The organism is Melissospora conviva (genome assembly GCF_049523535.1).
Classification (GTDB): Bacteria; Actinomycetota; Actinomycetes; order Mycobacteriales; family Micromonosporaceae; genus Melissospora; species Melissospora conviva.
Genome location: NZ_JBLLDT010000004.1, coordinates 162,897 through 181,970, shown reverse-complemented (window position 1 = coordinate 181,970; position 19,074 = coordinate 162,897). Strand labels below are relative to the sequence as shown.

Below are 19,074 nucleotides of genomic sequence, written 5' to 3'. Positions count from 1 at the left end.
GTAGGCAGGCGGGCCATACCCGGGCGGTCCGTACCCGGGCGACCCGGCGGCGGGCAGGCCGTACGTCGGTGAGCCGTACACCGGCGGGCCGTAGGCGGGCGGGGCCAGCAGCACCGGAATCGGCACCACCGGCTCGTCGGCCGCCGGCACCTGTCGCACGCTGCCGTCGGGGAACTTCAGGTGGTAGTGCAGGCCGTCCCACCGGGCCGCCGGGGTCTGCGGGTCCCGAGCGGTGAAGTACGGGCGGTATCCGGTGATCGCGGTGAGCAACTGCTGCTCTTCCCGGCTGCTGCGCTCCCGGTCAGCGGGGCTGGTGTCGAGTCCGCGCTGCATCCGGTCGCGCAGCAGCGCCAGCCGGGTGGCCGCGAACTGGAAGTCGCGCATCGCCGCACGGGCCGGCTCCCCGCCGACGCGCCTGGCCCAGCTGCGGGCGGCGTGCCGGCGGCCGAGGCTGCCGAGCGCCGCGACCTCCGGCGGCGCGAACCAGCCGGCCCGGACATAGCCGGGCAGGGTCCGCTCGGTGAGCCGTCCCTCCCAGCCGCGCAGCCACATGGCCAGGCCGACCATCGCGAAGAAGATCGGGAAGATCACGGCGAGGTAGCCGTAGACCATGACGAGGGTCTCGCCGGTCGCGCTGACCAGCGACGGCAGCAGGTTCCAGAGGCCGTGCAGCATCATCGCGAGGATCAGGCCGGCGAGCGGTGCGAGGATCTGCACCCGCCGGCGCGCCGACCGCGCGGCCAGGCCCAGCCCGATACCGGCCAGCGCCGTGAAGAGCGGATGCGCGAAGCCGAAGAGCAGGATCCGGACGATGAAGATGCCGAAGAGCATCGTGGCGCCGGTCGCCGGGCCGTACTCGCTGGTGCCGGCGGCGTAGCCGTGGCCACCGAGGTAGAGGATGTTCTCCACCATCGCGAAGCCCACCGCGGAGATGCCGCAGTAGACGATTCCATCGATGATGCCGGACCACTCCCGGCGGCGCAGCACCAGCAGCAGGATCGGCCCGAGGGTCTTGGTCAGCTCCTCGATGAAGGGCGCGACCAGCACCGCGGTCAGTGCGTCCGGCAGCCCCATCTCCTCGAAGACTCCGGCCCAGAACGTGTTGACCGTCAGCGAGGCCGCCGTCGAGACGAAAGCGCCCCAGGCGAAGCAGAATGCGAGGTACCGGACCGGCTCCGGCTCGTAGCGGTCGAGCCAGAGGAACGCCCCGATGAGCAGCGGTACCGGCAGGACCGCCGCGGCCGTGCCGACCAGCAGCGCCTCGACGCCCAGGTTCACCCCGAGCTCGTACGCCATGTAGAGGGCGCACGCCGCGATCAGCAGAACGGTGCCGGCCAGGAGCAGGTACCGCAGCCAGTTCGGCCAGGAGGTGGTCTTCGGCAGCCCGCCGTGGCCGGGTGCCGGCGCGACGGCGGCGGTGGGCCGATGTGGGTTGGCGCCGGGCGGGTTGTCGACCATGCGGTCAGCGTAACGAGCGGCGCCCACGCCGACGCCCCGCATTCACGGCAACCACCGGCGGCCGCCGCGGTGGCCCACTCCCGCGCCGGTCAGCCGACCGGACGGCCGCCGTGCTCCTGTGGCTCGGGCCCGTCGTCGCGCCGCGGCCGGTTGCCGCGAGGCGCGGAGCCCGGATCCGGTCCTGGCTTCTCGGGCTGCGGCAGCGGCACCCGCGGCACCCGCGGGTGCGGCCGGTCCTGGCGCCGGTCGCCGAACGCCTCCCGAATCAGCTCGTTCGCCTGTTCCTGGCTGAGACCGGTGGCCCGGATGACTTCGCTGGCGGTGGTCCGCACCTGCGCGATCACCACGCTGCCGGAGAGCCCCAACCCTGTCGCGTACGCCCGGCCGGCCGAGGCGACCGCACGCAGCACCTGCTCGCGGGCCTGCTGCGGCTCGGACCTGCCGACGCTGAACTCCCGCAGCAGGAGCCGAAACGACGCCCCGAGTTCCTGCACGGCGTCGACCATCCCCGGCGGGACCGGCTCGTCATCCTCGATGAGGGTGACGGCCCGGCGAATCAGGGCGCTGCTGTTGGTGAAGGCACGATTGACCGGATCACCGGCGGCGATGTAATGCGTCACCGTGTCCCGGCGCCGCCGCTGGACCGGCGAGAGGGTGATCGCTTCCTTCGCGCCGTCGATCGCGTCACCGAAGAGCGCCAGATGGCGCTGACCGGCGCGCATCGCGGTCAACGCCTGGTCCGCCTCCTTGGCATTCCGGTCGAGCAGCGCCTTCGCGGTCGCGCAGAGCTGCTTCGAGACCTCATCGAAGGCCGGCGCGGCCGATCGGTTGATCAGTCGCAGCGGATTCAGCGGCAGCAGGACGCTGGTCACCAGCAGGGCCGCGCCGCCGCCGATCAGCGCCTCCATGATCCGGCTCACCTCGATGTTGCGCCCCTGCGGTGTGACCGCCACCAGCAGCACGGCGGTCGACGCGGCCTGGTTCACCACCGGCACGCTGCCACCGACACTCACCGCGGCGAGGATCGCGAGGGTCACGATCGCCCCCATCTGCCAGAAGCCCGCACCGACGGCCTCCACGAACGCGTTGCCCACCGCGATGCCGAGCACGATGCCGACGATGAGTTCGATGCTGCGGCGCAGCCGCCGGCCGGTACTCGAGGCGATCGTGGCGACCGCCGCGGTCGGGGCGAAGACCGGCGACGGGGCGCCGGTCAGCCAGAGTGCGCCGGCCCAGGCGATGGCGACCGCCATGCCCGCCTGCAGCGCCACACCGTACACGCGGCGCAGGTGGTAGGCCCGGTCCTGGATCCGGTGGGCAGCGGGCCGGCTGAGTCGCCGTACCAGCTGGGCCACCCGCTCTTCGTCGCGGCGCCGGGCATCGCTGATCCCTGGCCTGCCGACGTGGGTCGCCAGGCCGGGGACGACACTGCGCGCCTGGGCCACGGTGGCGTCTACCCACCGCGCCGGACAGCATGCTCCTTCTCCGGGCGGCATGGCCGCCGCCTGCCGGGGGGAACTAGCCTTGCCGCCATGTCCCCCTCCCTGCTGAGAGACCTTCGCGACGCCCTCGGCGAGGCCGCCGTCCTGACCGATCCGGACCTGCTGCGCAGCTACCAGCGGGACGAGGCCGACCTCTGCGTCGCCGGCAACCCACTGGTGGTGGTCCGGCCGCGCAGCACCGACGAGGTCGCCGCCGCGGTCCGCGCCGCCGCCCGCCACGGCGCTCCGGTGGTCCCGCAGGGAGCGCGCACCGGTCTGGCCGGAGCGGCCAACGCCGTGGACGGGGCCGTCCTGATCAGCCTCACCGCGATGGACCGGATCTGCGACATCGACCCGGTCAACCGCACCGCCACGGTGCAGCCCGGCGTGGTCAACGCCACCCTGGCCGCCGCCGTGTCCGCGAAAGGGCTCTACTACCCGCCGGATCCGGGCTCCTGGGAGTCCTCGACCATCGGCGGCAATGTCTCCACCAACGCCGGCGGCATGTGCTGCGTGAAGTACGGCGTGACAACCGAGTACGTCCTCGGGCTGGAGGTCGTCCTCGCCACCGGAGAGGTGCTGCGCACCGGGCGCCGTACGCCGAAGGGGGTGGCCGGCTACGACCTGACCCGGCTCTTCGTCGGCTCCGAGGGGACCCTCGGTGTGATCACCGAGATCACCCTGTCGCTGCGTCCCGCCCCGGAGGAGTCGCTGACCCTGGTGGCGGTCTTCGACTCCACCGCCGCCGCCGGCACGGCGGTGGCCCGGATCGCCTCGGACGGGTTGAGCCCGAGCCTGCTGGAGCTGCTCGACCAGACACATCTGCGGGCCATCGAGGCGTACCGGCCGATGGGGTTGCGCACCGACGCGCAGGCGCTGCTGCTGGCCGCTGCCGACACCGGTCCCCGCGCCGCGCAGGACGTGGAGCGGCTGGCCCAGGCGTGCCGGGCGGCCGGGGCGGCGGAGATCTTCACGGCCACCGACCCGGTGGAGGCGGCGGCCCTGCTCCAGGCGCGGCGGCTGGCCCACCCTGCCATGGAGCACCTGGCCGCGCAGACCTACCCGGCCGGCAACGGCGGGGTGATCATCGACGATGTCGCCGTGCCCCGCGACGCGCTCGCCGCCCTGCTGGACGGGGTGAGCCGTATCGCCGCCGAGTGCGACGTGCCGATCGGTGTCGTCGGGCACGCCGGGGACGGCAACATGCACCCGAACATCGTCGTCGACCGCGCCGACCCGGAGAGTGTGGCGCGCGGACGTCGCGCCTTCGACGCGATCATGCAGCTCGGCCTGGATCTCGGCGGGACCTGCACCGGCGAACACGGCGTGGGGCTGCTCAAGCGCGAGTGGCTGGCCCGGGAGATCGGCCCTGTCGGGATGCGGGTGCAGCAGGCGATCAAGGACGCACTGGACCCGACGGGACTGTTCAACCCCGGCAAGGTCCTCTGAACGGGGCGCACCGCCTCGGCAGGCCCGCCTCAGCGCCCGGAAGCGAGCCTGGCTGCCTTGTTCAGCGCCCGGAAGCGAGCGCCTGGCTGCCCGGTTCGACTGCCCGGTCGGCGGCGAAGCCACGCGCGTCGAGCACGCCGAGCCGCACGGCGTCGGCGCGCGCGTCATCCGGCATCCGCTGCGACCGCCGCTCCGCCTCCACCCGGGCCAGGTAGTGCGCCACCTCCCGGGCCCGCGCTTCCGCGTCCCAGCCGAGCACATCACCCATCAGCTCCGCCGCCCGTTCGGCGGTCTCGGCGCCGCGGTGCGCGGTCTCGATGGAGATCCGGGTACGCCGGATCAGCACGTCCTCCAGGTGCAGCGCCCCTTCGGCCTGCGCGGCGTACGTCACCTCGGCGGCGAGGTACTCCGGGGCGCCGGGTAGCGGCTGGGCCTGCCCCGGGTCGGCGTCGGCCAGCGCCAGCACCTCCAGGGCGAGGCTGCCGTACCGCTCCAGCAGGTGCTCGACGACCCCGACCGCCACACCGTGCCGCCGGGCCAGGTCGGCCCGGTCCCGCCAGAGCGCCGGGTAGCCGTCGGCGCCGAGCAGCGGCAGATCCGCCGTCCGTGACCGGCGCCCGCCGCCGAGCCGGCGCACCGCGCGGTCGACGACGTCGGCGGCCATCACCCGGTACGTCGTGTACTTGCCCCCGGCGACCAGCAGCAGCCCGAGCATCGGCTCGACCACGGCGTGGGTGCGGGAGAGTTTGGAGGTGGAGTCGGCCTCGCCGGAGAGCAGCGGCCGCAGCCCGGCGTAGACGCCCTCGATGTCGGCGTGGGTCAACGGCCGGTCCAGCACGGTGTTGACCTGGTCCAGCAGGTAGTCGATGTCGCGGGCGGAGGCCGCCGGGTGGGCCCGGTCGAGCTGCCAGTCGGTGTCGGTGGTGCCGATGATCCAGTGCCCGCCCCAGGGGATGACGAAGAGCACCGAGCTCGCGGTACGCAGGATGAGCCCCGTCTCGCCGTTGACGGCCGACCTCGGCACCACCAGGTGCACACCCTTGGAGGCCCGTACGCGCAGCCCGGGGCGCAGTCCGGCGTCGTTGAGCATCCGGGACATGTCGTCGCTCCACACCCCGGTGGCGCCGATGACGGTACGGGCACTGACGGTGAACTCCGCGTCCGGCGAGTCCGGGGTGGCTTCCAGGTCGCGTACCCGCACTCCGGTGACCTCGCGGGCCTGGCGGACCAGCCCGACCGCGCGGGCGCTGGTGACGGTCACCGCGCCGAGGGCGGCGGCGCTGCGGGCCAGGGTCACCACCAGCCGGGCGTCGTCGACCTGGCCGTCGTAGTAGCGGATCGCGCCGGCCAGGACGTCGCCGCGCAGGCTGGGGAAGACCCGGCGGGCGGTTTCCCGGGTCAGGTGCCGGTGCAGCGGCATGCCCCGGCCGTGCCCGAAGATGCCGGCGAAGATGTCGTACGCGGCCACGCCGAGGCCGTAGTAGGCCCGGCGCGCGGCCCGGGCGGGCAGGGCACGTACCCCGTCGCCGGCCGGCAGCGGCACCAGGAACGGCACCGGCCGGACCAGGTGCGGCGCGAGCCGGGTGGCGAGCAGCCCCCGCTCGGTGAGCGCCTCGTGGACCAGCCCGAACTCCAACTGCTCCAGGTAGCGCAGTCCGCCGTGGATCAGTTTGCTGGAGCGGCTGGAGGTGCCGGAGGCGTAGTCGCGGGCCTCGACCAGTGCCACCTTCAGGCCGCGGGAGGCCGCGTCGAGGGCGGCGCCGGCGCCGGTGACGCCGCCGCCGATGACGAGCACGTCGAATTCTTCGGTACGCAGCCGGTGCAGGTCGCTTCGGCGCCGGTCTGAGGAGAGCCGCCCGGCCGTGGCGCGGGAGAGGTTCGGGTCACGCACCACCCCACGGTAACCGGCGACACGGCACGGCAGAGATGCGGCGGCACCGTACGCTGCTGGGAATGCAGGTCGGACCGCCGCAGTTCCCGCCGCCACCGCCTCCCTCCTGGGATTCCGCCGGGCCGCCGCCCGCGCCTGCCCCCTCGCCGTGGGCGGTGGTCGCCGCGGTGCTGACCGGCGGCTGGGCGGTCGGCGTCACCGTGCTCTGCCAGTCGGCGGGCTGGCTGGTGGAGCAGGTCCTGCTGCTGCTCGGACTGACGGCCGTGGCCTGGCAGTGGCCGGTCGTGGCCGTGCTGAACGCGGTGCTGGTGCTCGTTCCGGTGCTGCTGCTGGCGACGCTGCCCCGCTCGGCGGCGATCCGCGCGGCCGGGCGCGCGTGGCTGGCCGCGGTGGTGGCGCTGGCGCTGCTCGGCGCGCTCCGGGCGGTGCCGATCGGCGCGCACGAGCTCTATCTGCTGCTGACCGCGCTCGTCGCGGGTCTGCTCGCCGTCGCCCTGCGGCTGCGCAACCGCCGCCGCCGTGTCGGCGCGCCCGCTCCCGACACGGCCACTGTGACTCCGACCGGGCGGTCCGCCACGGATACCGACGCCGAAGCCACGACCGACCAGCCCACCACGGACACCACGACCGACCAGCCCGCCACGGGTACGGGCGCCGGGGTGGTCGACGAGCGGCCGGCCCGGCGGACGAGCTGGCCGGCGGCGGTGCCGGCGTTCGCGGTCGGCGTGCTGATGCTGCTGCCGTGGCTCTGGGTCGGCGCGCTCGGCGGGGTGGCCGAGACGGTCTGTGCGCTGGCCGCCGCGGTCGCGGTGGGCCTGCTCGCCGGCGCGGTGCTCGACGGACCGTTCTGGGCGGCGTACCGGGTCGAGGGCGGCGCGCGTCCCGTGCGGACGGTGCTGGCCGGTGGTCTGGTGGCCGGGGTGGCGTTGCTGCTGATCGGGGCCGGCACCGGCCATTCCGGCACCCAACTGGCGCTGCTGGTAACCCTGCCCGCGGCGGCGTTCGCCCTCGCCGCCGTGCAGCAGTTCGCGTTGAATGCGGGCCGGCCCGGCGCGCCCGCCGCGGTCGCCTGGCTGGTCGCTCCGGTGGTCTTCGGTCCGCTGGCGTTCGCCGACCCGGAGGAGATCTCGCTGCTGCTCGCCATGGGCCGCGACGTGCCCTACTGGGTGGCGGTGGCGACTGTCGTCTCGCTCGCCGCCGGACTGGTCCTGGGCCTCGGGTACGGCGCACTGGCACTCACCCGGCGCGGCCGTGTGGTCCGGCGGCCGGTCGCCGCCGCCACGGTCGCGGTGCTGGTGCTGGCCGCCGCGGCGGTCTACACCGGGCCCGGCCGCCCCGGCTTCTACGGGGAGCGGCTCTTCGTGGTGCTGACCGAGCAGGCCGACCTCGGCGCGGTGCGGGGCGAGCCGGGGCAGGCGGGGCGCGATGCGCGTGCCCGGGAGGTCTACCGGCGGCTGGTGGAGACCGCCGAACGCTCGCAGGCGCCGCTGCGCGACGAGCTGGACCGGCTGGGCGTGTCGTACACGCCGTACTACCTGGTGAACGCGATCGAGGTCGACGCCGGCCCGGCCGTACGGGCGTGGCTGGCCCGGCGGCCGGAGGTGTCCCGGGTGCTGGTCAGCCAGCGGCTGCGCCCGCTGCCGGCGGCCCCGGCACAGGCCGGCGGTGATGCTCCGGCCCCGACCGGGGTCGCCTGGAACATCCGGCTGCTGCGCGCCGACGACGTCTGGAGCGAGCTGGGCGTCGACGGCGCCGGCATCGTCGTCGGCACCTCCGACTCCGGTGTGGACGGCACGCATCCGGCGCTCGCCGCCTCGTTCCGCGGCGGCGACGACTCCTGGTACGACCCGTGGAACGCCACGCCCGCCCCGGCCGACGTCGGCGGGCACGGCACGCACACCCTCGGTAGCGCGGTCGGCGCCGAGGGGATCGGGGTGGCCCCCGGTTCGCGCTGGGTCGGCTGCGTGAACCTCGACCGCAACCTCGGCAACCCGGCGCGCTACCTGGACTGCCTCCAGTACATGCTGGCTCCCTTCCCGGCCGGCGGTGACGCGTTCACCGACGGCCGTCCGGAGCGGGCGCCACACGTGCTGACCAACTCCTGGGGCTGCCCGCCGATCGAGGGCTGCGACCCGGCGTCGCTGCGTCCGGCGGCGACGGCGCTGACCGCCGCCGGGATCTTCGTGGTCGCCGCCGCGGGCAACACCGGCCCGCGCTGCGGCTCGATCGAGGACCCGCCCGCGCCGTACGCCGATGTCTTCACCGTCGGCGCGGTGGACCGCAGCGCCACCGCGACCGACTTCTCCAGTCGCGGACCGGCCCCGGGTGGAGTGGGCAAGCCCGACGTGGTTGCCCCCGGCGCCGACGTGGTCTCGGCGATGCCCGGTGGCGGCTTCTCCGCCCTGGACGGCACCTCGATGGCCACCCCGCAGGTCGCCGGCGTGGTGGCACTGATGTGGTCGGCGTATCCGCAGCTGATCGGGGATGTCGCGACGACCAGCCGGATCCTGCGGGAGACCACCGGACCGGCCCGGGCGGGCGCGGACGACTGCGGCGACCCGCGCAACGTGGTCGGGTCGGGGCTGGTCGACGCGTACGCGGCGGTGGTGGCCGCGCAGAGCACCCTTTCCTGATGGGAGCCCCGGCAGCGCAGCCGCGAAGGGCCGGTTCGGGGCCGGGGAATCCGGTGGGCGGGCGTTAAGGTCGTCGCCATGTCCGGGGAATTCAGCGTGGTCGAGCTCTCCGAGGATCAGCTGCCCGCTGTGGTGCGGCTCTGCCGTGCGGCGCTGGACCCGGTGCGGGACGCCCCGGAGGCGGCGGAGATCATCGCCCGGCTGTGCGAGTCCCCCGGCCGTACCCCTGGGTTGGTCGCGGTGGTCGATGGCGAGGTCGCGGGTGTCGCGTTGAGCTCGGTCGGCAGCCGCGACCGGCACAGCGGCCACCTGGACCTGCTGGCGGTGGCCCCGGCGCACCGGCGGGTCGGAGTGGGGCGGGCGTTGCTGGCCGGCACCGAGCGGTTGCTCGCTGCCGCGGGCGCCTACGAGGTGCGGCTGGCGGGCAATCCGCCGTACTACGCCTGGCCCGGCGTCGACGTGGGGTACACCCCGGCGATCTGCCTGGCCCGGCGCACCGGTTACCGGCAGGACCGTACGGCGTGGAACATGAGCGTCGACCTCACCGACGACAGCCGGGTGGCGCAGCTGCGAACCGCCGACGACGAGCACCGCCTGGCGGCCGCCGGCATCACGGTGCGGCGGGCCGCTGCCGCCGACCAGGACGCCCTGGCCGCAGCGGTCGAGGCGCACTTCGCCGGCGCCTGGCCGGTGGAGGTGGCCCACTCGATCGGCCGCGCGGGTGCCGGCTGTCAGGTGGCGCTCCGCGGCGGGCAACTACTGGGCTTCGCCGCGTACGGGTCGGCGCGGCCGAGCTGGTTCGGGCCGATGGGGACGTTCCCCGGCGCGACGGGGCTCGGCATCGGCCGGGTGCTGCTGCGGCGCTGCCTGCGCGACCAGTACGCCGCCGGCGTCCGGAGTGTGCAGATCGGCTGGGTCGGGCCGGAGCCCTTCTACGCCGATGCGGTCGGCGCGCGGATCGAGCGGGTCTTCTTCCAGTTCCGCAAATCGCTGCGGCCGTGAACTGATCCGCCGACGCCGAGGAGGAAAACGGGCATTCGCGGTATGACGGGCATGATCGGCGCATTGATCCGTTCTGCCGTATCGACTCTTCTCGCGGCCTACCGTGTCATCGAGAGGAGGAGGTCATGACCGAAGACGACGAAGTCATCACGGATCTCCGACCCGCGACACTGGAACCGCTGCGGCAGCCACGTACGACAGGACCCGTCTACCTGCGGGATTTCGGGGACGTGATGCAGCAGGCCGAGATGGACGGCTTCACCGACCTGTGGTCGGAGGAGCCGGCGGCGCCGGTGGACGCGCCGGTCCAGGTGCCGGCCCCACTGACGAGGGCCCGCCGCCGAGGGCGGGCCGACCCGCTGGCGAACTGAAGGCCGGCGGGTGCAACGCCGCGAGGGCGGACCGCTTACGCGGCCCGCCCTCGCGGTTTCTGCTGTGGAGCGGGACCCGGAGGTCCGGTGGAGCTGGACTCAGAAGTCCATCTCTCCGCCACCCGGGCCGGCCGGGGCAGCGGAGTTCTTCTCCGGCTTGTCCGCGACGACGGCCTCGGTGGTGAGGAAGAGAGCCGCGATGGAGGCGGCGTTCTGCAGCGCCGAGCGCGTCACCTTGGCCGGGTCGATGATGCCCGCGGCCAGCAGGTCGACGTACTCGCCGTTGGCGGCGTTGAGGCCGTGGCCGGTCTCGAGGTTGCGGACGCGGTCGACGACCACGCCACCCTCCATGCCGGCGTTGACCGCGATCTGCCGCAGCGGCGCGTCCAGCGCGACCTTGACGATGTTGGCACCGGTCGCCTCGTCGCCGACCAGGTCCAGCTTCTCGAAGGCGGTCTTGCCGGCCTGCACCAGCGCGACGCCACCACCGGGGACGATGCCCTCTTCGACGGCGGCCTTCGCGTTGCGAACGGCGTCCTCGATGCGGTGCTTGCGCTCCTTGAGCTCGACCTCGGTGGCCGCGCCGACCTTGATCACCGCGACGCCGCCGGCCAGCTTGGCCAGCCGCTCCTGCAGCTTCTCACGGTCGTAGTCGGAGTCGCTGCGGTCGATCTCGGCCCGGATCTGGTTGACCCGGCCCTGGATCTGCTCGGCGTCACCGGCACCGTCGACGATGGTGGTCTCGTCCTTGGTGATGACGACCTTGCGGGCGCGGCCGAGCTCCTCGAGACCGGCGGCGTCCAGCTTGAGGCCGACCTCCTCGCTGATGACCTGGCCACCGGTGAGGATGGCGATGTCGGCGAGCATGGCCTTGCGACGGTCACCGAAGCCCGGCGCCTTGACGGCGACCGACTTGAAGGTGCCGCGGACCTTGTTCACGACCAGGGTCGCCAGGGCCTCGCCCTCGACGTCCTCGGCGATGATCACCAGCGGCTTGCCCGACTGCATGACCTTCTCGAGGACCGGCAGGATGTCCTTGACGGTCGAGATCTTGCTGTTCGCGATCAGGATGTAGGGGTCGTCGAAGACGGCCTCCATACGCTCCGGGTCGGTCATGAAGTAGGCCGAGATGTAGCCCTTGTCGAAGCGCATGCCCTCGGTGAGCTCAAGCTCCAGACCGAAGGTGTTGCTCTCCTCGACAGTGATGACGCCTTCCTTGCCGACCTTGTCCATCGCCTCGGCGATGATCTCGCCGACGCTGCTGTCACCAGCGGAGATGGAGGCGGTGGAGGCGATCTGCTCCTTGGTCTCAACGTCCTTGGCGAGCTTGTGCAGCTCCTCCGAGACGCTCGCGACGGCGGCCTCGATGCCCCGCTTCAGGGCCATCGGGTTCGCGCCGGCCGCGACGTTGCGCAGGCCCTCGCGGACCAGAGCCTGGGCCAGGACGGTCGCCGTCGTCGTGCCGTCACCGGCAACGTCGTCGGTCTTCTTGGCGACCTCCTTGACCAGCTCAGCGCCGATCTTCTCGTACGGGTCCTCGAGCTCGATCTCCTTGGCGATGCTCACACCATCGTTGGTGATGGTGGGGGCACCCCACTTCTTCTCGAGCACGACGTTGCGGCCCTTCGGGCCGAGCGTCACCTTTACGGCGTCAGCGAGCTGGTTCATGCCCCGCTCGAGGCCGCGGCGCGCCTCTTCGTCGAACGCGATCATCTTGGCCATACGGTGTTGTCCTCCTGGACACTCACGGCATTCGGACCTGCCGGCCCGGATGTGCCGCCTGCTTACGCCCTTGGGACGTCTCTGTCTCGCGACAGGGACATCCGTCGGCCGGGCGGACAGCCCGCGACGACCGGCCCCGTACCGCCCACCGTGGGATGGACGACCGTGGCCCTACCGCCCCGACCATTGGCACTCGCACACCGCGAGTGCCAATCACTGTTTAGCACTCTGGCATGCCGAGTGCAAGCGCAACCGGCGAGCATGCGGCGAGTTCGACGGCGAGTCGGAGACTGTTCACGCACGAGAAGCGGGGCCCGCCGCGAGCCGGCGCCGACCCGGGAGAAGCGCCTGGGGCCGGGAGGGCGCGAGGCCAGAGCCGGCGCGGAGGCCACGCGGCCGGAGCCGGCGCGGAGGGCGCGAGGCCGGAGGGGCCGGCCGGGAACGTCACCGGCGCTGACGGCGGGCGCACCAGGGGGCCGCAATCGAAGGAGCGGCCAGAGCCGCCGGGGCCGCTGCCGCACCGTCCCTGGCGACGGCGCGGCAGCGAGCGGCTACGGCGAGCGGCGCTCACCGCTCGGCGGACGGGAAGATCTCGAAAGACCGATCGTCGCGTCCCGAGGGGTTACCGGGAGCGGTGAACGAAAAGGGACGGGATCAGGCGACGATTCGCACCTGCTCCGCCTGCGGCCCCTTCTGCCCCTGGCCGATCTCGAACTCGACTCGCTGGCCGTCGTCGAGAGCCTTGTAGCCGTCCATCTCAATCGCCGTGAAGTGGACGAAAACGTCCTGCCCACCATCGACGGCGATGAAACCATAGCCCTTTTCGCTGTTGAACCACTTGACGGTGCCTTGCGCCACGGTGCACTTCCTCACTCAGCCGCTGCTGTTGCACTCCGACTCTCCGGGCAGCGCGAATACCGCCCGGCTGCGCCGTGTACGCAGCGGCGATCACCGATGCGTAATGGCGACAGAAATCGCACGGTACACGAGCCGTCACTCAACCGCACTACCCGAAAACGACGACCGCGAGCGGTGCACAGGCCATTCCGCATCGTCGCCTGTCGCTGCCGTACGGAATGTGACAGTCGGGCGCGGCGGCGGCTGTTCCACTGTGCACGCGACAGCCCGCGGCGACCGGCGCAGCCGCCCCGCTGAATGCCGTTCCCGGCGGGAGAACCCGGCTGCCGCCGCCTGGTCACGCGCCTGCAGCCGGCCGGAGCTGATGCTGGAGGTGGTCGTCGGCAACCACCGGGCGCCCGCGGGCGGGTTCCGCTTCGGCGCGAAGCGGAACCCGCGGCCGCTCAGCTGTGGCGGCGGCTCTGCACGACGCGGAACCGGTTGGCGACGTACGCGCCGTCGGTGAGGGCGGCGTTCGCCGCCGGGTTGGCCCCGCTGGCGTGGAAGTCGGAGAAGGCCGCCGACTGGTTGACGAAGACGCCACCGGTGAGGTTGCAGGACAGGTGCACCCCGACATCGATCGCGGCGCTCTCCATCGCGTCGAGGACCTTCTCGTCGGTGGAGTAGACGGCCGCGGTCAGCGCCCCCTTGCGTCCGACGGTCTCCCGGAAGATCCGCAGGCTCTCCTCGGTGGAGCCGGTCGCGACCGCGAAGGAGATCGGCCCGAACCACTCCCGGCCGTACGTCTGCACGTCCTCGGCAGCGAGCCGGACGACGGTGGGGGTACGCACCACGGCCTCGGGGTAGGCCGGGTGCTCCACCGTCCGCGACGGCAGCACCGCCGTACCGGCGCGGGTCACGGCATTGAGGCGGTCGAGCACGCCGTCGTTGACGATGGCGCCGGTGAACTCCACGCCGCGCGCCGGATCGGCGGTGAGCTTGCCGACCGCGGCGGCGATCCCCCCGGTCACCTCGTCGAAGCTCTTGTGGCCCTGCTCGGTGGCGATGCCGTCGGCCGGGATGAGGAGGTTCTGCGGGGTGGTGCACATCTGCCCGCTGTAGAGCGTCAGCGAGAACGCGATGTTGCGGCACATGCCGGCGAAGTCGTCGGTGGAGTCGACGACGATCGTATTGACCCCGGCCTTCTCGGTGTAGACCGATGCCTGCCGGGCGTGCGCCTCGAGCCAGTCGCCGTACTCGGTGGAGCCGGTGAAGTCGACGATCTTGACAGCGGGGTGCAGGGCCAGGTCGGAGGCGAGCTTCTCGCCGGGCGCCTCGGCGGCGAGCTGCACCAGGTTCGGGTCGAAGCCGGCCTCGGTGAGGACCTGGCGGGCGTAGCGCACGGTGATCGCCAGCGGCAGCACCGCGCCCGGGTGCGGCTTGATGATGACCGGGTTGCCGGTGACCAGCGAGGCGAAGAGCCCCGGGTACGAGTTCCACGTCGGGAAGGTGTTGCAGCCGACCACCAGCGCCAGCCCGCGCGGTACGACGTGGAAGGTCTTCGTCATCCGCAGCGGCTCGCCCTTGCCGGCGGGCTTCTCCCACTCGGCGACTCCCGGGTGGCGGGTCATCTCGGCGTAGCCGTACGCGACCGCCTCCAGCGCCCGGTCCAGCGCGTGCGCGCCACCGGCCTGGAAGGCCATCACGAAGGCCTGGCCGCTGGTGACGTGCACCGCGTGGGCGAGTTCGAAGATGTTGGCGTGCAGCCGGGCGAGGATCTCCACGCAGACCCCGGCCCGGGTCTGCGGGCCGGCGTCACGCCAGGCCGGCAGCGCCGCCGTGCCGGCGTCGATGAGCGCGGCCACGTTCGCGTGCGGATAGCGCACGTCCAGCCGTACGCCGAAAGGGCTGACCTCGGTGGCGACCGGCTCGCCGGCGCCGGGCTGGTCGAGCGGGAAGTCCCGGCCGAGCAGCGCCTCGAAGGCGGCCTTGCCCTCGGCTGCGGCGTGCTCGCCGTAGACGCGAGGGCTGGGCGACTCCGGATAGTTCGACCAGTAGGCGCGCTCGGTGATCGCGGTCAGCGCCCGGGCGAGGGTGTCGGAGTGGGTGGCGTAGAAGGGGTGCGGGGTCTCCGTCATGCGGCCATCATCCGATTGGGCCGACCGGGCGGGCAACCCTCGCCGCCGATCCCGGCCGCATGGCCGCGACACGCCGACGCGCCGGGCAATCAGCCCGCCGCCGACCGGTCGTACGGGGTCGTCACAGCTCTTCCTGCCAGCTGACCGCTCCGTCGACCGCTTCGAAACCCATCGCCTCGTTGATGGCGATCATGTAACTGTTCGACTCGGCGTTGAAGGTGTCGATGGCGGTCAGCTGCGGCTCGGCCGCAAGCATGTGCCGCAGATTCTCGATCTTCACGAGGAGGCCGAGGCGTCGGCCCCGGTGCGCCGGGTCGACCAGGGTGATCTGCTGCCAGGCATGCCATGTCGGGGTCTCGCCCCGGTCGAGCATTGTCCAGGCCACCAGCCGGCCGCTCGCCTCGTGCAGCGCGCCACAGTGGTACGTGCGGCGGCCACGCGCCTCGAGCGCCGCCTCGGTGGCCCGGATCCGTTCGGCGTCCACCTGCTCCGGCTGCCACTCGAGGTCGCCCAGCGGCGCGTCCATCAGCAGCCGGCCCTCCAGATGGGCGACGTCGGCGACGTACTCCTCGGGTGCCGCACCACGCCACCGGACGAGACGGTAGCCGTCGGCCCGGCGGTACGCCTCGGCCAGCGAGTCGTCGAGACGAGGCTGCTCCAGGCGGGTCACGTCGAGCCGACGGCGGACGTCCCGGAGCACCTCCTGCCCGCCCATCGCGGCGGCGAAGGCCGCGCCGGCGCCGTCACGCGGCGGCCCACCGGGGACCGTCCACAGGGTGTCGGCCACGATACGCTTTCGGCCCAGCCCGGCGACGACGCGGCGGGCCTCCGCCAGCAGAGCCGTGCCGACGCCGCGCCGCCGGTACGCCGGATGCACCTCGATCGTTACGTGGGAGTTTTCGCTGTTCTCCCCCAGGGGCAGCCCCAGCTCCAGCAGACCGGCCGGTTCGCCGTTCCACGTCGCCAGCAGCCAGCGTGCCTCGGCGCCGGGCATCGGATGGCTGACCTGCCCGAGGAACTGGCGGCGGCACAGCGGCGGGACGTCGGGGATGTCCGCGGCCCGGACCGCCTTGCGGATCTCGAAGGCGGCGTTGACGGAGGCGGTGTCGGCTGCGCCGAAGCGGGCCACGGTGACGGTCATGCCCCGAGGGTGTACGCGCCGTCGACCGGCCGCAACGCAATTTCGCGACCGGTCGACGGCCGACCGGCACCGCCGGCGCGCCAGGCATCGGCGGTCAGAGCTCTTCTTCCCAGCTGGCCTCGGCGCCGGTCGCCACGAAACCCATCGCCTCGTTGATGGCGATCATGTGGCTGTTCGCCTCGGCGTTGAAGGTGTCGATCACCCGCAGCTTCGGCTCCGCGTCGAGGGCGTACCGGAGATTTTCGATCTTCACGAGGATCCCGAGCCGCCGGCCCCGGTGCGCCGGGTCGACCAGGGTGATCTGCTGGTAGGCGTGCCAGGGCTCGGTCTCGTACACCTCGAGCAGCGTCCAGGCCACCAGTCGGCCACTCGCCTCGTGCAGCACGCCGACGCTGTACCGCCGGCCGCCGCGCTCCGCGAGCGCCCGCTCAACGGCCCGGATCCGTTCCGCGTCGAACTTCACCGGCTGCCACTGCATCTCCCCCAGTGGCGCGTCGATCAGCAGCCGGCCCTCCAGGTAGGCGACGTCGGAGACGTACTCCTCGGGCGTCGTGCCGTACCAGCGGACGACCCGGTAGCCGTCGGCCCGGCGGTGGGCATCGGCGAGGAGTTCGTCGAGACGGGCCTGGTCCAGACCGGTCACGTCGAGCCGGCGGATGACGTCGGTCTGCACGTGCCGCCAGCCCGCCGCCCGGGCGAACGCCGCCCCGGCCCCGTCGTGCGGCTGGCTGTCGGGCAGCGCCCATCCGGTCTCGGTCAGCATCCGTTTGCGGCCCAGCGCGGAGACGGTGCGACGGGCCTCGGCCAGCAGGGCTCGGCCCACCCCGCGCCGCCGGTACGCCGGGTGCACCTCGATCGTGACGTGGGAGTTTTCGCTGTTCTCCTCGTCGGGCAGCGTCAGCTCCAGCAACCCGGCGGCCTCGCCGTCGCAGGTCGCCAGCGCCCAGCGCACCTCTTCGCCGGGCATCGGATGGCGTACTCGGGCGACGAAGCGACGACGGCTCGGCGGCGGGCGGTCCGGTTCGTCCGTCGCGAGTGTCGTGTGCCGGACCTCGTAGGCCGCGTCGACGGCGGCGGTGTCGGCGGCGGTGAAGGGGGTGACGGTGATGGCCATGCCCCGAGCGTCTCCGAACCGGCGGGCGGCCGCAACGGGATTTCGCCGCGGCGCTCCGGCGGGGGCAGAGCAGGAAGTTTGGACGGGGGGAACGGCCGCGCGACGCCACCGGCGTCGGCTCGAAAGTCTGTGGCGGACGTCCCCCCGCACCCAGCATTTTGCGACGGTCCTCGATGGCACGTCAAGGGTTGGGCGCGCCGATCCGTCACGTCAGCCGAGCAGGCCGGCCTCGCGGGCGGCGCGCAGCGACGGCTTGATGTGGTGCGTCGGGCCGGCCGCGGAGACCGCGTCCAGGGTCTTGAGCCCTTCGCCGGTGTTGAAGACGACCGTCTCGGCCGCCGGGTCGAGCTTGCCGGCGGCGACCAGCTTGCGCAGCACCGCAACGGTCACCCCGCCGGCGGTCTCGGCGAAGACCCCGGTGGTACGCGCCAGCAGCCGGATCCCGTCGCGGATCTCGTCGTCGTCGGCGTACTCCATCCAGCCGCCGGTGCGGCGCACCGCCTCCAGCGCGTAGAGGCCGGCGGCGGGGTCGCCGATGTTGAGGGACTTGGCGATGCCGGTCGGCTTGACCGGGGTGATCACGTCGGTCTCGCCGTGCAGGGCGGTGGCGATCGGGTTGCAGCCGGCCGACTGCGCCCCGAAGACCTTCCAGCCGCCGGCCGGGGCCTCGACCAGGCCGATCTCCACCAGCTCGCTGAACGCCTTGTCGACCTTGGTGAGGAGCTCGCCGCTGGCCATCGGGATGACCACCTGGGCCGGGATGCGCCAGCCGAGCTGCTCGGCGACCTCGTACCCGAGGGTCTTGGAGCCCTCGGCGTAGTAGGGGCGGACGTTGACGTTGACGAACGCCGTGTCCTCGAACTCGTCGGTCTCCACCAGTTCACCGCAGAGCCGGTTCACGTCGTCGTAGGAACCGTCGATGGCAACCAGTTCGCCGCCGTAGACGGCGGTGGTGACAACCTTGCCCTGCTCCAGGTCGCTGGGGATGAAGACGATCGACGGCACCCCGGCCCGGGCGCCGTGCGCGGCCACCGAGTTGGCCAGGTTGCCGGTGGAGGCGCAGGCGAAGCGGGTGAAACCGAGCGCCTTGGCGGCGGTCAGCGCCACCGAGACCACCCGGTCCTTGAACGAGTGGGTGGGGTTGGCGCTGTCGTCCTTGACCCAGAGCGGCGCGGTGATGCCCAGCTCGGCGGCGAGCAGCGGGGCAGCGACCAGCGGGGTCAGGCCCGGGTCGAGGGTGACCCGCTGCGCGGGGTCCTGGCCGGCCGGGAGGAGGCCGGCGTAGCGCCAGATGTTCTGCGGGCCGGCCTCGATCTCGGCGCGGGTAACCCGGGCCAGCGCAGCCGGGTCGTAGTCGACCTCCAACGGGCCGAAACACTCGTAGCAGGCGTGCTGCGCGGCGAGCGGATACTGCGCGCCGCAGGCACGACAGACCAGCGCGCGGGCGGGGCCGGCGGTGGCGGGGCCAGCGGTGGCGGAAACGGTGGCGGAAGTGCCGAGGGTCGACGTCATGTCGAGGATTCCTCTCATCTTTCCCCTGGTCGCACGGTGCGCCGGGGACGGAATTGGCACCTGCCTGCGAGCTCGTCGTCGAGCCTGCGAGGTGGTTGCCGGGGCTTCATCGGGCCGTATCCCTCTGCCCCTCTGGATGAGGTGTTCAGTTGTGCGCTCGAGTCTACGAGCGGATTGTCCGAAGCGCGCACGGCAATCCCATGCAATGAACTGTGACCTGCCACTCCCCGTCAACGGCAGCGCGGCCCCGGGGGGGAAAGCCCCCCGGCCCCGCGGCCCGCCCGAAACAGCAAGGTGCCGGGGTGCGGAGATCTGCCCAAACCCC

The 19,074-nt window shown here is 72.8% G+C and carries 13 protein-coding genes, 1 pseudogene and 1 riboswitch; of the genes and pseudogenes, 5 read left to right on the top strand and 9 right to left on the bottom strand.

All coding sequences use genetic code 11. From position 1 onward, the window contains the following. A partial coding sequence (locus tag ACK8GG_RS12190) for a PrsW family intramembrane metalloprotease (RefSeq protein WP_440356338.1) occupies positions 1 to 1,500 on the bottom strand: 1,500 nt, incomplete at its 3' end. A gap of 47 nt (positions 1,501 to 1,547) precedes the next feature. Then, on the bottom strand, positions 1,548 to 2,903 hold the full coding sequence (locus ACK8GG_RS12185; protein ID WP_440352413.1) for an FUSC family protein: 1,356 nt from the start codon (positions 2,901 to 2,903) through the stop codon (positions 1,548 to 1,550). 87 nt (positions 2,904 to 2,990) lie between these two features. Between ACK8GG_RS12185 and ACK8GG_RS12180 the strand changes: the two genes are divergently transcribed. Next, positions 2,991 to 4,388 (top strand): FAD-binding oxidoreductase, encoded by a 1,398-nt coding sequence (locus ACK8GG_RS12180; protein ID WP_440356337.1) that lies wholly within the window; start codon positions 2,991 to 2,993, stop codon positions 4,386 to 4,388. A 61-nt stretch (positions 4,389 to 4,449) separates the two neighbouring features. On the opposite strand, the gene ACK8GG_RS12175 is transcribed toward ACK8GG_RS12180, so the two are convergent. After that, positions 4,450 to 6,279: a glycerol-3-phosphate dehydrogenase/oxidase gene (locus ACK8GG_RS12175; protein WP_440356336.1), complete on the bottom strand. Its 1,830-nt coding sequence runs from the start codon at positions 6,277 to 6,279 to the stop codon at positions 4,450 to 4,452. A 62-nt stretch (positions 6,280 to 6,341) separates the two neighbouring features. Between ACK8GG_RS12175 and ACK8GG_RS12170 the strand changes: the two genes are divergently transcribed. The 3 genes from ACK8GG_RS12170 to ACK8GG_RS12160 all read left to right on the top strand — a co-directional run bounded on the left by ACK8GG_RS12170 (position 6,342) and on the right by ACK8GG_RS12160 (position 10,285). Further along, entirely contained in the window at positions 6,342 to 8,912 is a 2,571-nt protein-coding gene (locus ACK8GG_RS12170) for a S8 family serine peptidase (RefSeq protein WP_440356335.1), read from the top strand. Positions 8,913 to 8,990: 78 nt separating this feature from the next. Continuing rightward, entirely contained in the window at positions 8,991 to 9,914 is a 924-nt protein-coding gene (locus tag ACK8GG_RS12165) for a GNAT family N-acetyltransferase (protein ID WP_440356334.1), read from the top strand. Between the two features lie 125 nt (positions 9,915 to 10,039). Then, positions 10,040 to 10,285 carry a hypothetical protein gene (locus tag ACK8GG_RS12160; protein WP_440349414.1) on the top strand — a complete coding sequence of 82 codons (246 nt, stop codon included), beginning with the start codon at positions 10,040 to 10,042 and terminating at the stop codon, positions 10,283 to 10,285. A gap of 99 nt (positions 10,286 to 10,384) precedes the next feature. On the opposite strand, the gene groL is transcribed toward ACK8GG_RS12160, so the two are convergent. Next, positions 10,385 to 12,007: a chaperonin GroEL gene (groL, locus tag ACK8GG_RS12155; RefSeq protein WP_440349413.1), complete on the bottom strand. Its 1,623-nt coding sequence runs from the start codon at positions 12,005 to 12,007 to the stop codon at positions 10,385 to 10,387. 654 nt (positions 12,008 to 12,661) lie between these two features. Next, positions 12,662 to 12,865 carry a cold-shock protein gene (locus tag ACK8GG_RS12150; RefSeq protein WP_440349412.1) on the bottom strand — a complete coding sequence of 68 codons (204 nt, stop codon included), beginning with the start codon at positions 12,863 to 12,865 and terminating at the stop codon, positions 12,662 to 12,664. Between the two features lie 322 nt (positions 12,866 to 13,187). Here ACK8GG_RS12150 and ACK8GG_RS12145 point away from each other — a divergent pair. Next, a pseudogene (locus tag ACK8GG_RS12145) lies at positions 13,188 to 13,370 on the top strand (hypothetical protein); the annotation flags it as partial. Here the strand turns inward: ACK8GG_RS12145 and paaN are convergent. From paaN to thrC, 4 genes are all read right to left on the bottom strand, one after another. Further along, the gene (gene paaN, locus ACK8GG_RS12140; protein ID WP_440356333.1) at positions 13,309 to 14,982 is read right to left on the bottom strand and encodes a phenylacetic acid degradation protein PaaN; all 1,674 of its coding nucleotides are present in this window, start codon (positions 14,980 to 14,982) and stop codon (positions 13,309 to 13,311) included. The pseudogene ACK8GG_RS12145 and the gene paaN overlap by 62 nt on opposite strands. A 121-nt stretch (positions 14,983 to 15,103) precedes the next feature. After that, positions 15,104 to 16,123, bottom strand: a complete 1,020-nt coding sequence (locus tag ACK8GG_RS12135) for a GNAT family N-acetyltransferase (protein ID WP_440352405.1) — start codon at positions 16,121 to 16,123, stop codon at positions 15,104 to 15,106. A 94-nt stretch (positions 16,124 to 16,217) separates the two neighbouring features. After that, entirely contained in the window at positions 16,218 to 17,237 is a 1,020-nt protein-coding gene (locus ACK8GG_RS12130) for a GNAT family N-acetyltransferase (protein WP_440356332.1), read from the bottom strand. 210 nt (positions 17,238 to 17,447) lie between these two features. After that, positions 17,448 to 18,749 carry a threonine synthase gene (gene thrC, locus ACK8GG_RS12125; RefSeq protein WP_440356331.1) on the bottom strand — a complete coding sequence of 434 codons (1,302 nt, stop codon included), beginning with the start codon at positions 18,747 to 18,749 and terminating at the stop codon, positions 17,448 to 17,450. Between the two features lie 11 nt (positions 18,750 to 18,760). After that, positions 18,761 to 18,892, bottom strand: a riboswitch (SAM riboswitch). Positions 18,893 to 19,074 lie beyond the last annotated feature (182 nt).

Coding starts and splice junctions, on each gene's coding strand:
- ACK8GG_RS12180 (WP_440356337.1), top strand. CDS start 2,991: ATGTCCCCCTCCCTGCTGAGAGACCTTCGCGACGCCCTCGGCGAGGCC.
- ACK8GG_RS12170 (WP_440356335.1), top strand. CDS start 6,342: ATGCAGGTCGGACCGCCGCAGTTCCCGCCGCCACCGCCTCCCTCCTGG.
- ACK8GG_RS12165 (WP_440356334.1), top strand. CDS start 8,991: ATGTCCGGGGAATTCAGCGTGGTCGAGCTCTCCGAGGATCAGCTGCCC.
- ACK8GG_RS12160 (WP_440349414.1), top strand. CDS start 10,040: ATGACCGAAGACGACGAAGTCATCACGGATCTCCGACCCGCGACACTG.
- groL (WP_440349413.1), bottom strand. CDS start 12,007: ATGGCCAAGATGATCGCGTTCGACGAAGAGGCGCGCCGCGGCCTCGAG.
- paaN (WP_440356333.1), bottom strand. CDS start 14,982: ATGACGGAGACCCCGCACCCCTTCTACGCCACCCACTCCGACACCCTC.
- ACK8GG_RS12135 (WP_440352405.1), bottom strand. CDS start 16,123: ATGACCGTCACCGTGGCCCGCTTCGGCGCAGCCGACACCGCCTCCGTC.
- ACK8GG_RS12130 (WP_440356332.1), bottom strand. CDS start 17,237: ATGGCCATCACCGTCACCCCCTTCACCGCCGCCGACACCGCCGCCGTC.
- thrC (WP_440356331.1), bottom strand. CDS start 18,749: ATGACGTCGACCCTCGGCACTTCCGCCACCGTTTCCGCCACCGCTGGC.